Genomic DNA, 13146 nt, shown 5'->3' with positions numbered 1-13146 from the left:
TTTTCTCCTTTTTTAGTTTGTAACGATAGAGCATTTGCTCATATCCCCTTGAATAATCCTTAATAAATTTCCATCATGAAACATGTTGCAAACCACTATAGGAAGTTTATTATCCTTAGCTAAAGCAATAGCTGTATCGTCCATCACTTTTATATTGTCTTTCATCGCCTCTTCATAGCTTAGGGTATTTAAAAATTTCGCATCTTCAAATTTATGTGGATCTTTATCATAAACCCCATCAACCTTTGTTGCTTTTATGATAAGCTTTGCTTCGATTTCCACCGCTCTTAAAATCGCTGTTGTATCTGTTGTAAAGTAAGGATTTCCTGTTCCTGCAGCAAAGATAACTACTCTGCCCTTTTCTAGGTGTCTTTGAGCTCTTCTCATGATATAAGTTTCACAAAAAGCTTCCATTTGAATAGCGCTTTGCACCCTCACATCAAGCCCACTACTTTCTAAGGCTTCTTGCATAGCAATAGCATTAATAACAGTTGCTAGCATACCCATATGATCGCCACTCGTTCTTTTTATAAGTCCGCCTTTTGCAGCTGATACTCCTCTAATGATATTTCCTCCACCTATAACTATACCCACTTGAATATCATTGATGACAAGTTCTTTGATCTGATTTGCAATGTATTTTAAAATATCATTTTCTATACCAAAGCCGTTTTCTCCAGCCAAAGCCTCGCCTGAAAATTTAACCAAAACCCTTTTTATTTTATCATTATCTAGCATTTCTTCCCCTTTTCTAAGCTCCAAATTCTATCATAAAAAGCCTTTGTATTTGATTAATTTAAAGAGATCAGCTCCAAAGGATTGATATGAAATTTCTCCTGCGTTACCTCAAAGGTAAGATCATTTTTTACCCGACCTAAAACCTCGCTTTTTTTTACATTTTTCCCTACTTTTACCGTGGGTGCTATCTTATCTAAATGTGCATAAATAGTATGAATGCCATTTGAATGCTCCACTATCACAACCTTTTGAAGCAAATTTGTTTCCTTAGCAAAAACAACCTTACCCGCTAAAACACTTTTAACTGTCGCATCAGAACTTTTGCTTCTTAAAACCACATTTTCATTAAAAAGCTTGATATTATATACAGGATCAATATAGTTTCCAAATTTTTGCTTTACGCTAAAATTATCAAGCGGTGCAATGGTCTTTTTCCCTGTATATCTTTTAACCAAAGAGCCTTGATAGCTTGATCCTAGTTGCCTAATTCTTTGATTTGAGCTTGAGTTTTTATTGATTTGTTGTTCTTTATTTTCATCTGTGATTTTGAGCGTAGCAAGTGTTTTTCGAAGCTCTACTTGTTGCTTTTGTAAATCACTAAGCTTTTTAGTATAAATACTTCTATCTGTTTTTTGCTTGTTGATCTCTTCAACTTGTTTTTTTTTAAGCTCTTCAAGCTTTGCTATTTGGCTATTATATTCTTTAAGATTATTGTTAATGACATTGATTTGTTTTTGCTTATCATCAATGAGTTTTGAAATATCCTCATAATCCTTAGAGAGTTTATAAAAATCCTCTTTTAAAACCGCATCAAGAGTATTTAACACCTCAAAGGCTATAAAACTTTCCTCGCTTTCTATATATCCACTTGGCAAAGCAAGTTCATAAGCAAAATCCTTAGCGATTAAGTTAATAAGTTTACTTTCAATATCGTTTTTATTTTTAAGAAGATTTTTATTTTGCGAGCTTAAATTTGCAAGTTCTTGATTTTGCACCTTAGCACTTTGAGAAAGCCTTGAGGTTTCAGTATTTAACTTTTCAATTTGAGTTGCTAAATTTGCAAGATTTTTCTCACTGCTGAGTATATCTTTGGCTAGATCTTCTAATTTTTTATTAAGCTGATTTGCTATCCTTTCATTTTCTTTTAAATTTTTTGATTTTTCCTTGATCTCATCAGCATTGATAAAAGTTAAAAGCAAAAGAAAAATACAAAAAAATCTCATCTTTTAACCTTAAACATCACACTATTTACGCAAAGCAAGCTGACACACAGCACAAAGGCAAATATCAAGCCTAAATGCATAAGAAAATTTATCTTTGGTAAGATGATATCTACTTTTTCCAAACTTTGCATAAGTATATCAAGTGAATACACCTGAGTGAAAAAGGCTAAAACAAGCAAAAAAGCTACTAAGCAATCCACAAAAACGATCTTATAGAGCATAAAGGATCGAAACCAAAAAGGAGCTCCAAATAAACAAAGAATTTGCACCCTTTGTATATGTTCAAAGAGCCAAATTTTCATTTGTTTTAAAAAGAGTGTGAAACTTAAGGCAATGATAATAAAAGAAAAAAGCCACAAAACAAATTCAACCAATACAAGCAAAGTATATACCTTATCATAGGTTTTAGAAAAGGTTTCAACCTTAAGAACACTTGGAATTTGGGTAAGTTTTTGTTTGATTTGTTCTAAATCTTTTTGAGAAGGCAAAGAACTTAATTTTAGAGAATAAAACTGGGGTAAAGACTTTTCTAAGGCACTAAGATTTCGTGCTGAAACATCATTTTTTAACCTTTGTATCATGCTTTTAGCATCTAAACTGACTATGCTAGCAAGATCTGGAATTCGTGTTTTTAAATTTACCTCATCAAGTGTACTTGAGCTTGCTATGATGATATTATAATCCTTATTTAACAACTCTTCATAATGCCTAATCGTCGCATTAATCACCAAAATAAACTCAAAAGCAAACATGATGAACACCAAGGGAAAGATTAAAGATAAATGTGTTTTAAAAGACTTCATTCATTTTCCCATTTTCTATATTAAATCTTCTGTAATTTACTTTTAAATGACTAGGAATTCTATGAGTAACTACGACAACGCAGGCTTTTAAAACTTCATTAGCTGATTTTAAAAGCGTCCAAATGATATCTGAGCTGTATTCGTCTAAATTTCCTGTTGGTTCATCGCAGAGCAAAAGCTTAGGATTGTGTGCTAAAGCTCTTGCCATGGCTACTCTTTGTTGTTCTCCACCTGAGAGCTGATCAGGCTTTTTATTAGCCTTGAAGATTAAATTCACATGTTTTAAAAGCTTTGCAGCCTGCTCTTGACAAGCTTTTTTACTATAACCTTTGATCATTAAAGGAAGCATAATATTTTTTTCAATGCTGTATTCTTGAATGAGTTTATAATCTTGAAAAATAATACCTATCTTTTGTCTTAGCTTTAAAAGCTCAAAATTCCCTATACCTTTCAAAGAACTCTCACAAACCTCGAGTTTTCCAGCCAAAGGCTCTAAATCTCCATAAAATGACTTTAAAAGTGTGGATTTTCCACTCCCACTTTTGCCTGTAATGAAAACAAAATCTTTATCATTAAAGGCAAAATTTGCCTTTTCAATCACAAGTTCATCATATCCTAAACATAAATTTTGTGCCTGTATCAAATGTGGCATTGCTATCCTTACAAAAATATAATCTTACATTATGCTTTATTTTTACTTAAATTTCAAGAAAAAAGCTCTCTTTGAGACTAATTTTTGCTTAAATTTATCAAAATTTCTTTGAGTTTATCAAAGGCTTTGAGATTTTCTTTTGTTGTAAAGGGCTTGTGAAACACAAATTCACTTTGTTTTGATAAGAGTAAATAAGCATGTTCTGGCTTATGAAAAGCTCCAAAAGAAATTTTTAGCATAAGCCTTTCTTCTTGGACATAGATTTGTTCCAAATGCAAGAAAAAATCTTCCCCCTTAAAATGTTGCTTTTTAAAAGCCGTACGCAAATTTTCAAGCTTTTTTTTATCAAAACAAAGCTCTTTAAGATCAAAATCTTTAATTTGCTCAAGCTCTTTGCTTGAATTTTCATTGATCACAATAAGATCATAAATATCTTTTTCTTGCCTTTTCCAGCGATCTTCATACTTGCTTGAAATATCTAAAGAAGCATTTTTGTAAATTTGAGCCTTAAGCTTTTCATGTTCTAAAAAACTTTGCAAGGAAAAATCAAAATATTCCTTGCTATCAGTGCGAAGCTCAAAACTCCCACCACATTTTAAAACCCTTAAACACTCATCAACAAAAGACTTGCTTACTACTCTTCTGTGAGGCTTTTTATCCCAAGGAACAGGAAAATGAAGAAAGATCTTATCCACGCTATTTGATTGCAAGATACTAAATACAAGCCTTGCGTCATTTTGAGTAAGTAAAACATTGTCTAAATTTTGAGCAAGGGCAAGCTTTGCTACTTGTTCTAAAGCAGGTGTATAAATTTCTATACCGATGATAAAAATATCTTTGTTTTTATTTGCCCAAAAGAGTAAATGTCTTCCTGAACCAAAGCCTATTTCTACATAAATTTTTTTCTTTAATGAAATTTGATCTAAAAGTTTTTGAGTATCATAAGCGATCAAAGAAGTTTTTCTAGCTAGGTGTGTCTTTTTAAAAGAAAAAGCCTCGCTGATAATTTGCTTGCAAAAATTTTGCTTAAATACAAGTAAAGCCTTTTGTAAATACCCTATTTGAGAGGGTTTAAAGGTCTTTTCAGCCTTGATGATGAAAAAACCTTGCTTATCCCAGCTCAGTTGCAAAAAAAAGCTTGAGTTTAAAACCTGAGTAAAAATCAAGCAGGTATGTTCATTCTTTGCCCACCATAAAAAGCTTACCCCGTCCTTTTCAAAGGGCAAATTTAAGTCTAAAAGCTCTTTGCACCTAAAATTTGGCATTATTTGCCTGTCTTTATGCTTGATGAAGGCTTTGATTCTAAGCCATTAATATCAATAGCGATGACTTCATAAGTATAAACACGCCCATACTCAGCCGTAATATCTTCAAGCCTTGTATCTGCGATATCTTTAAAGATCGCATCTCCACCACCATATCTTTTAACAGCATATTTTACAGCTCTATGATCATTTGGAGTCCATAAAAGTTCTATGCCTTTATCTGTTGGGGTAGCTGAAATGATACTTGGAGCTTGAGGAGGTGCTAAGGTTTGCCCTTGCACGCTATCATTTGGCATAGGGCTTTCAAGTCCGTCCTTATCAACCATAGTGATTTTATATCTTTTGCTCTTGCCAACCTCATTAACTATATCCTCAAAGGCAGGCTCTTGCGTTTTAGCGATCATAGAAAAGGGCAAAAGAGTAGAAGAGCTCGCATAAACTTGATAATACGCAAAGTCTTCATATGGCACACTTTCCCAAGTTAAAACAATCTTTCCTGCCACATCTTTGCTTGCTGAAACGCTGTTTATTTGTGGAGGTAAAGCTTTGGTTGTGGATTGTAAAATTTCACTTGATTCAGAATACACCCCATCAAAAGTCTTTGCAAAAATTCTATATTCAAAAGAGCGATTTGGCTTGAGATTATCATCAATATACTCAGCATTTAATCTTCCTTTTACCTCAGCCAAAGACTTAAAATCAACCTTATTATCCTCAGCTCTTTCAATTACATAAGAAGCTACTCTTAAATCAGGGTGAGGACGCCAAATAAGCTTGACCTTGTTAGGTAGTCCCCTAACAACCTCAACAAAAGGAACACTAGCAGGTCTTGGAAGTGTTGTAGCTTGCACAAAAGCACTATCTTCTGAAACATGCCCTTGAGAATTAAAAGTTCTCATCATATAGGTATATTTTGTTGCAGGCTCTAAATTTTTATCTACGAAATGGGTTTGAAATTTGTTTTTAATGGTAGCTATGAGTTGCATTTGGGTGTTATCTTGGGTGCTTCTATAAAGATAAAAGCCTGAAATTGCTTGATCATACTGAGCAGACCATTCAAAAGCAATGCTATTCATATCGCTTATATGTTTTAAATTTTCTATTCTTGGCAAACTTTCATTAACTACTTGTGTGTTTTGTTGTTTTTGAACACAAGCACTAAACAAAAGTATCAAAACACTGCTCAATAAAGCTAAGCGAAGTTTTTTCATCAATTTCTCCTTGTGTGAAATATTTGTGTAAAATTGTATTAAAATCATCATAAATTGGTGCTTTAATTATGTACTTTTCTTGAGTTTTTGGGTGTAAAAAATACACAAAATAAGCATGAAGCATAACCCTAGTTTTAAATTTACCCCTATATCCATAAAGTTCATCTCCTAAAATATGACGATTTAAACTTTCAAGATGCGCTCTTATTTGATGTGTGCGTCCTGTAAAAAGCTTTGCTGCTATGAGATTTGGCTCTTTTTGTTCTTGGCTGAGTAAATTAATAAAAGCACTTTTTGCATGTTTTATCCCACTTGAGCTTCGAGCCTTTTCAAGGGCTGTTTTTTTGATCCTGTGATTTATGGCTCTTGCAAGAGCCTTTTCAACAACAAGTTTATCTTCTTTTAAAGCAAGATCGATCAGAGCAAGATAGTATCTTCCCATGCTTTTATCTTGTAATTGTTTGCTTAAAATTTGATGAGAAGTATTATTTTTAGCTATGATTAAAGCCCCACTTGTTTCTTTATCCAAGCGGTGTATAAGACCTGCTCTTTGCAAGCCATTTAAACTTGATAAGGCATAATTTTTGCTCAAAAGCCAATCCACAAGCGTTGCTTCTTTCACGCTACTTGCTCCATGAACAACAAGGCATGGGGGCTTATTGATAACAAGTAAATCCTCATCTTCAAAAAGCACCTCAATATCAAAATTAATTTCAAAGTTATTTTGTATTTGGCTTTTTTCTTTGAAAATCACCTCAACTTCATCATTTTCTTTAAGCTTAAAAGAGGTTTTATTTTGTAGGATAGAATTAACTTTTATACATTCATCTTTTATCAATAAACTTACTTGATTTCGGCTTTGATTAAGACTTTGGGCTAAGAACACATCTAAGCGACAAGGCGTATGGACTAAAAATTTTTGCATTTATTCTTCTAAACTTATTTAAAATTCACATTTTTAGCATATAATAACACAAAATTTATAATCAAGGTTTCATTTTGCTCAAATTAGATAGGGGAATTCTTATACATTTTGACTTTGTTCAGCCTGTTTTGATTATCCCTATTATCGTAACTTCTTTTATTTTGATCGCTGAGGCAAATCCTTTCTTAGCCGAAAAACAAATCGTATATATCCTAGTAGGCTTCCTAGCCTTTGGCTTTTTTTTTATTTTGCCTATCAAAAAACTTTCTTGGATTATCCCTACTCTTTATTGGATTAATATCATTTTGCTTTTGAGCGTTGATTTATTTGGGGTTGAAAAACTTGGAGCAAAAAGATGGCTTGAGATCCCTTTTGTGCATTTTACCATTCAGCCTTCTGAAATTTTTAAACCCTCTTTTATGCTTATGCTTGCTTATCTTATATATAACAAACCGCCTCCAAAAAATGGTTATAAGCTTAAAGACTTTTTAAGGCTGAGTTTTTATATACTTTTACCCTTTGTTCTTATCGCTGGCGAGCCTGATTTAGGAACGGCGATGGTTTTGCTTATCGTTGGCTTTGGAACTCTTTTTATCATAGGGGTAAATTATAAAATTTGGCTAAGTATTATCCTTGTTATAGGGATCTCATCGCCCATCATCTACACTCATCTTTTAAAGCCTTATCAAAAACAAAGAATTCACGACTTTTTGTCTGAAAAGCCAAGCTATCAAGTTAAACAATCCATTATCGCCATAGGAAATGGCGGACTTAGCGGAAAAACTTCTGAATTTGCTACACAAACGCATTTTAAATTTTTGCCTATTTCTACGAGTGATTTTATTTTTGCTTATGTGGTTGAAAGATTTGGTTTTATAGGAGGAACTGCACTCATTGTATGCTATGTATTTTTGATCTTGCATTTACTGAGCCTAAATTATAAATTTAAAGAGGATTATTTTATACGGGTGGTTACGAGTTGTCTTGCTTTGTTTATATTTATTTATACAGCCGTAAATATTTCTATGACTATAGGATTTGCTCCTGTTGTGGGTATTCCTTTGCCATTTTTTAGCTATGGGGGAAGCTCTTTTACAACCTTCATGGTCTTTTTTGGTATCTTGCAAAATCTACTTACTTTTAGGTATTCTTGGATGGATAAAAATTTCAAACTTGGCAACAGAAAGTAAAAAATCAAACATATAACTAAATTTTAAGAAAAAAATAGTATAATTTCAAACTTCAAGGCGGATTTATAGCTCAGTTGGTTAGAGCAACCGGCTCATAACCGGTTGGTCGCAGGTTCGAGTCCTGCTAAATCCACCATTTTATAAAACTTAAACTTTTAAGTCTAGCATCCTAGCCATAGTCCATCTTTGATAAGTTTTTGGCTCGTAAGGATTGTAAGGAATAGTAATAAGCGTATTAATATTTTTATTGTTAGAATCTGTGTAAGCATAGGTGGCAACCCAAGTTAAAAGTGTGTGCTTAAATTCTTTAAAGCCACCCTTATTTGGCTTAGCTGTTTTTATGTCAATTAAATACACATTATTATCTTTTTGTAAAAATAGATCAATAAATTAATTTCTATCTGAAGCCAAATAGCATTTTATTTAAATCGTTTGAAATAATTATCAATTTCTTCTCGTATTTCTATTCCCACCTCTTCAAAAGCTTCTAAAAGCATATTATAACTACCACTTCCGCCTAAAAAATCCCAAAACTCCTCAGCTACTTTTAATTCAGCTTTTAAGTCTAGCATCCCAGCCATAGTCCATCTTTGATAAGGTTTTGGCTCGTAAGGGTTGTAAGGGATAGCAATGAGTGTATTGATATTTTTATTGTTAGAATCTGTGTAGGCATAGGTGGCAACCCAAGTTAAAAGCGTTCTTTTAAACTCCTTAAAGCCTCCCTTATTTGGCTTAGCAGTCTTTATGTCAATTAAATACACATTATTATCTTTTTGTAAAAATAAATCAATTTTAGTAGGCTTTATACTACTTGTTTCACCGCTATTTGCCACTTCTAAGATTTTAGCTATTTCTTCATTTTTGTTTGGTTTTGTGTTTGCACTCTCTAAATTATCCATAATGTCTTGTATTGCCCTTTGCGCGTTTTTGCTTATAGTGCCGCCCGCGTCTTTTTGCTTTTCTACCTTATCAAAACGACTTTTTGCCAAAAGCTCTGCCACTGGCTCAAAAATACTTGTGCCAAAATTTGTATTAAGGCTTTGAATAAAACTATAAAGTGCCATTCTATCTTTACCCAAAAGCCTTGTATGAAAGGGCATAGAGACACTTTCAGGCTTATAGTTTTCAAATTTACTTCTTAAAGCTTGGGTAAGTTTATTTTTGATTTCTAGTTTTAATTTTTGCATTTTAAACTCCTTTAGCATCTTTTAAGTGAAAAATAATTTCACTATATTTGTTCTTATCCTTTTCACTACGGTTAAGCACAGGGCGTTCAAACTGCCCTACTATACACATATTTGCCTCAAGGGCAATTTGTGGATAGAGCTTAAATTTATCATTAGCAACTAAGAAAATATTGTAATCATCTTTTAAAAATCTTTTAGCGTTATTTAAGGCCTTGGCTATATTTTTTACATAATTTTGTTTTGCGTTATTGCTTTGCCCAGCACTTTTTGAGCCTATTTCTAATTTATCTAATCTAGGAAAATTAAAAATATCATAAGCATAAGCGTGTTGTTCGTGATAATCAATTAGCCCTACATAAGGAGGAGAGCTAAAAATACCAGCTATCTTTTTACTTTCTACTAAGTTAGCTAAATCATAAGAGTTTTGTTTTTTAAGCTCAGCTATAATATCACAATTTGTAGCATCTGCGTTTAGACAAAGTTGCATAGTATCGCTTCTTAAATTCTTAAATTCATATAAACGCTTTAAAGTATCTTGTGCATAGCTTTTAAACCACTTATGGATACTAAAAAGTGGTTTGCAAATTCTGCCATGTTTAGCACAATAATAGCTTTTTATCATAGGTTCTTTTAGTGTGGCTAAGTCCGCATGTGTCGTAGCCCTACAGCTTCTTGCAGTGCGACTTAAAATAAGCCTTAAAATATTTTGCAAAAATTTAGGTTCTTTTTCTATCTCATTTTTTAGTAGCATTATTTCACTTTTTATAAAGTCAAAATACCATTTTTCAAAAAAATTACCATTTATATTTGTATAAATATTTATATTAAAATCACTCACGATTTTTTCATAAATAAGTAAAAATTCCTGCTCTTTTTCCTTGCTATAAGTTTTTTCATTAATTTGTTTTAAGGCTACTTGTCTTTTGAATTCTCTTGGAAAATATTTTTGATTAAATTCGCTTAAAGCCAGATTTAGAGTGTTTTCAAATTCTAAAATATTAGAATTTTTTATATTAGATTCTAATATTTTATTAAGTTTTAAGAGACTAGCTTCTAAAAGATTTAGCTCATAATTTTCTATCTTGGCATTAGATATTAGAGTGTTAAATTGCGATATTTCAAGTCCTATTGCGTGCATACCTAGCTCATTTGCAACGCTTAAAGTAGTGCCACTACCACAAAAAATATCAAGCACAATATCACCTTTTTTAAAAAATACTTCTTTTTTTAAATTATCAGTATGAGAATCTAAAAAATACTCTACAAGCTGTGGAATAAACTTGCCCTTGTATGGGTGAAGTCTATGTATATGCTTTGTAGTCTCTGCTTCTTTATATTGCGAAAATGATAGTGGATGAGCTAGATTTTCATTTGTATAAAGGCTATCATAATAGTTTTTTAGCTCATTTTTATTTACTAAATTTTGCTTTTTATCAATAGCATAATTTGCAATTTTGCCATAATTTATAAGATAAATAATATTAGAACTCGTTACATTTTTATTTAAATACTCACTAGCCCAAAGAGCACTTTGTTTTGGTGTTAAAAGCTCATTTTCTTCAAATAAATCATCTTGCATATTTTAATCCTTGTATTTTAAGAAAGAATTTTTAAATATTATACTAAATTTGTAAAAAATATTTTAAATCACCTTGCCGCAACGCCTTTTAAAACACATTTTTTAAAAATGCTTTTGCTAAGCACAGCACCACCTCCTAAAATGCACTCATCAGCAAGGCTTAAATTTGGCAAAATACATGAATTTATGCCCACAAGGCATTTTTTGCCAACCTTAACATTTCCTGCTAGCTTCGCACCTACGCTGATGTGCGAAAACTCGCCCACAAGGCATTCATGTTCTATCACGCAGGCTGAGTTTAAGATCACTCCTTTTTCTATCTTGGCTTTAGAATTTATTATGACCAAAGGCATGATAAGCACTCCGCTTTTTTCTATGCTTGCTTCAGGGCTTACAATGGCACTTGGGTGGATCAAATTTACCAGCTTAAAGCCTGAGTTTAAAACTCTTTCATAAAGCTTGGATCTTATTTCATTATCCCCTATAGCGATGAAAATATCATGCTTTTCAAGCTCTTTGCTAAATTTCAAAACCCCTTTTTTCTCATCATCGTCTAAAAAGATGATTTTTTCATATCCTAAAGCCCTTGCTACATCAGCACAAACAAAGCCATGTCCGCTGTATCCATAGATATAAATTTGCTTAGTTTTTTCCATTAAATTTCTCCGTTGTTGCCATGCCCTCTTTACTTATACCGCTTCTTTTAAGCACCTTAAGAGCTGTTAGAGCGATGATTTTAAGATCTAAAAAAAAGGATATATGCCTTACATAATACACATCAAGTTCAAATTTTTTCTGCCAAGAAAGGGCGTTTCTGCCACTAACTTGTGCAAGACCGCTAATGCCGGGTCTTACGCTATGACGCAGTTTTTGCTCCTCGTTATAAAGTGGCAAATACTCACTTAGCAAGGGACGAGGTCCTATAAAGCTCATATCTCCTTTAAGGACATTAAAAAGCTGGGGAAGCTCATCAAGGCTAAGGCTTCTAACAAGCTTTCCAAAGGGCTTTAAACGCTTTTCATCGCTTAAAAGCTCGCCTTTTTCATCTCTTTCATCGCTCATGGTTTTAAATTTGTAAATCACAAAGATTTTTTCATTTAAACCCGGTCTTTCTTGGGTAAAAAACACGCTTTTTTGAATGATCTTAAGCATTAAAGCCACAAAAAGCATTAGGGGGCTTAAGATGATGAGTAAAAAAAGAGCCAAAAAAAAGTCTAAAATCCGCTTAAAAAAATGAGCATACATTTATTTTCCTTGCTTTAAAGCTTCATCATAAAGCTTAAGGTATTTTGAAGCGATGATATTTTCATCATAGTTTAGGGCGTCTTTAAAGGCATTTTGAGCTAAATTTACACGCAAACGCTCATCAACAAGCAAAAGCTCAATCTTTTCAGCCAAATCCTTGCTATCTCTTGTCCTTGCCCAAAGTCCGTCAAAGCCGTTTTTAACAGCCTCCACACAGCCATCACAATCACTCACCACGCAAGCTTTTGCACAAGCCTTTGCCTCAAGCACAGTTCTTGGAAAGCCCTCTTTATAGCTTGGAAGCACGAAAATATCGCAAAGATTTAAAAAAAAGTTGATATTTTCTTGCTCGCCCAGATACTTCACGCAGCCTGAGTTTAAAAATTCTTTATTCGCACAAGATTTGTTATCATCACTGCCACCAACAAGGATAAAATTTGCCCTTTGCCTAAGCAAGCTAGCAGCCTCGTAAAATTCTTTAATGCCCTTGTGCCAAAGCGTTCTAGCTATCATTAAAACTATGGGTTTATCTGGCAAATCATATTTTTTTAAAAAGTCTTCTTTGCTGGGAATTTGCATAGGAAAAAACTGCCTTAAATTTACCCCAACCGAGCTTATAAGCACGCTTTTTTCTTTTTTAAGCCCTAAATTTTGCATAAAAAGCTCATCACTTTTGCTTACAAAGATGATTTTTTGTGCGTATATGAAGGTGATTTTGTATAAAAAATTAATACAAGAGCGAATGAGCAAGCTTTTAAAATCCTCATCGATATAAAAAGAGCCAAGTCCTTCAACAAGTGCGAAACGATGAGGGATCTTAGCAAATTTAGAAGCGATGATACCAAGGGTGTTGCTTTTATGTGCTGAGCTTTGTATAAGATCTATTTTAAGAGCTTTTAAAAGCCTTAAAAGGCTCAAGAAATTTGAAAAAACGATGAAAGGATTTGTGCTTGATCTTTTAAGTTCGTAGTTAATGACCTCAAAGCCTAAATTTTTAAGCTTCAAACTATATTCATCATCAGGCACTATGATCAAAACCTCATCGCCACGAGCTTTTAAAGCCTTAATGATAGGCATTCTAAAATGATACACACTCATGGCACTATGCGATAAAAAAGCTATTTTCAT

14 protein-coding genes and 1 tRNA gene are annotated in these 13146 nt (G+C 32.9%); 2 read left to right on the top strand and 13 right to left on the bottom strand.

Translation table 11 applies throughout. The features are described 5' to 3' along the window. Nucleotides 1-12: 12 nt before the first annotated feature. The 7 genes from pyrH to DMB92_RS02485 form a co-directional block, all read right to left on the bottom strand. On the bottom strand, nucleotides 13-738 hold the full coding sequence (gene pyrH / locus DMB92_RS02515; RefSeq protein ID WP_142681476.1) for a UMP kinase: 726 nt from the start codon (nucleotides 736-738) through the stop codon (nucleotides 13-15). 53 nt (nucleotides 739-791) lie between these two features. Continuing rightward, nucleotides 792-1961: a murein hydrolase activator EnvC family protein gene (locus DMB92_RS02510; protein WP_142681475.1), complete on the bottom strand. Its 1170-nt coding sequence runs from the start codon at nucleotides 1959-1961 to the stop codon at nucleotides 792-794. Next, complete coding sequence (locus tag DMB92_RS02505) at nucleotides 1958-2764, bottom strand: FtsX-like permease family protein (protein ID WP_142681474.1); 807 nt, start codon at nucleotides 2762-2764, stop codon at nucleotides 1958-1960. The genes DMB92_RS02510 and DMB92_RS02505 overlap by 4 nt, the downstream gene beginning before the upstream one ends. Further along, nucleotides 2751-3416 carry a cell division ATP-binding protein FtsE gene (locus DMB92_RS02500; protein ID WP_142681473.1) on the bottom strand — a complete coding sequence of 222 codons (666 nt, stop codon included), beginning with the start codon at nucleotides 3414-3416 and terminating at the stop codon, nucleotides 2751-2753. The genes DMB92_RS02505 and DMB92_RS02500 overlap by 14 nt, the downstream gene beginning before the upstream one ends. Before the next feature lie 77 nt (nucleotides 3417-3493). After that, nucleotides 3494-4681 (bottom strand): tRNA (guanosine(46)-N7)-methyltransferase TrmB, encoded by a 1188-nt coding sequence (trmB, locus tag DMB92_RS02495; protein WP_142681472.1) that lies wholly within the window; start codon nucleotides 4679-4681, stop codon nucleotides 3494-3496. After that, the gene (locus tag DMB92_RS02490; protein WP_142681471.1) at nucleotides 4681-5892 is read right to left on the bottom strand and encodes a fibronectin type III domain-containing protein; all 1212 of its coding nucleotides are present in this window, start codon (nucleotides 5890-5892) and stop codon (nucleotides 4681-4683) included. Before DMB92_RS02490 ends, trmB begins: the two co-directional genes overlap by 1 nt. Further along, nucleotides 5840-6817: an RluA family pseudouridine synthase gene (locus DMB92_RS02485; protein ID WP_142681470.1), complete on the bottom strand. Its 978-nt coding sequence runs from the start codon at nucleotides 6815-6817 to the stop codon at nucleotides 5840-5842. The genes DMB92_RS02490 and DMB92_RS02485 overlap by 53 nt, the downstream gene beginning before the upstream one ends. Before the next feature lie 74 nt (nucleotides 6818-6891). Here DMB92_RS02485 and DMB92_RS02480 point away from each other — a divergent pair, with 74 nt between their 5' ends. Together DMB92_RS02480 and DMB92_RS02475 are read left to right on the top strand one after the other, a co-directional pair. Then, a complete protein-coding gene (locus DMB92_RS02480) occupies nucleotides 6892-8007 on the top strand; it encodes an FtsW/RodA/SpoVE family cell cycle protein (RefSeq protein ID WP_142681469.1) in 1116 nt (371 codons plus the stop codon). Nucleotides 8008-8066: 59 nt separating this feature from the next. Continuing rightward, nucleotides 8067-8143 (top strand) — tRNA-Ile (locus DMB92_RS02475). An 11-nt stretch (nucleotides 8144-8154) separates the two neighbouring features. On the opposite strand, the gene DMB92_RS02470 is transcribed toward DMB92_RS02475, so the two are convergent. From DMB92_RS02470 to DMB92_RS02445, 6 genes are all read right to left on the bottom strand, one after another. Then, nucleotides 8155-8394, bottom strand: a complete 240-nt coding sequence (locus DMB92_RS02470) for a TdeIII family type II restriction endonuclease (RefSeq protein WP_142681468.1) — start codon at nucleotides 8392-8394, stop codon at nucleotides 8155-8157. Nucleotides 8395-8426: 32 nt separating this feature from the next. Then, nucleotides 8427-9194, bottom strand: coding sequence for a TdeIII family type II restriction endonuclease (locus tag DMB92_RS02465; protein WP_142681467.1), 768 nt, complete (start codon nucleotides 9192-9194; stop codon nucleotides 8427-8429). Nucleotide 9195: 1 nt separating this feature from the next. Beyond that, complete coding sequence (locus tag DMB92_RS02460; RefSeq protein WP_142681466.1) at nucleotides 9196-10773, bottom strand: DNA methyltransferase; 1578 nt, start codon at nucleotides 10771-10773, stop codon at nucleotides 9196-9198. Nucleotides 10774-10841: 68 nt separating this feature from the next. Then, nucleotides 10842-11429 carry an acetyltransferase gene (locus DMB92_RS02455; protein ID WP_142681465.1) on the bottom strand — a complete coding sequence of 196 codons (588 nt, stop codon included), beginning with the start codon at nucleotides 11427-11429 and terminating at the stop codon, nucleotides 10842-10844. Then, nucleotides 11416-12018, bottom strand: coding sequence for an undecaprenyl phosphate N,N'-diacetylbacillosamine 1-phosphate transferase (pglC, locus tag DMB92_RS02450; protein WP_142681464.1), 603 nt, complete (start codon nucleotides 12016-12018; stop codon nucleotides 11416-11418). Before pglC ends, DMB92_RS02455 begins: the two co-directional genes overlap by 14 nt. After that, on the bottom strand, nucleotides 12019-13146 hold the full coding sequence (locus DMB92_RS02445; RefSeq protein ID WP_142681463.1) for a glycosyltransferase family 4 protein: 1128 nt from the start codon (nucleotides 13144-13146) through the stop codon (nucleotides 12019-12021).

It is taken from the genome of Campylobacter sp. MIT 99-7217, from assembly GCF_006864365.1.
Taxonomy (GTDB): Bacteria; Campylobacterota; Campylobacteria; order Campylobacterales; family Campylobacteraceae; genus Campylobacter_D.
This window is presented reverse-complemented; position numbering and strand designations above follow the sequence as displayed.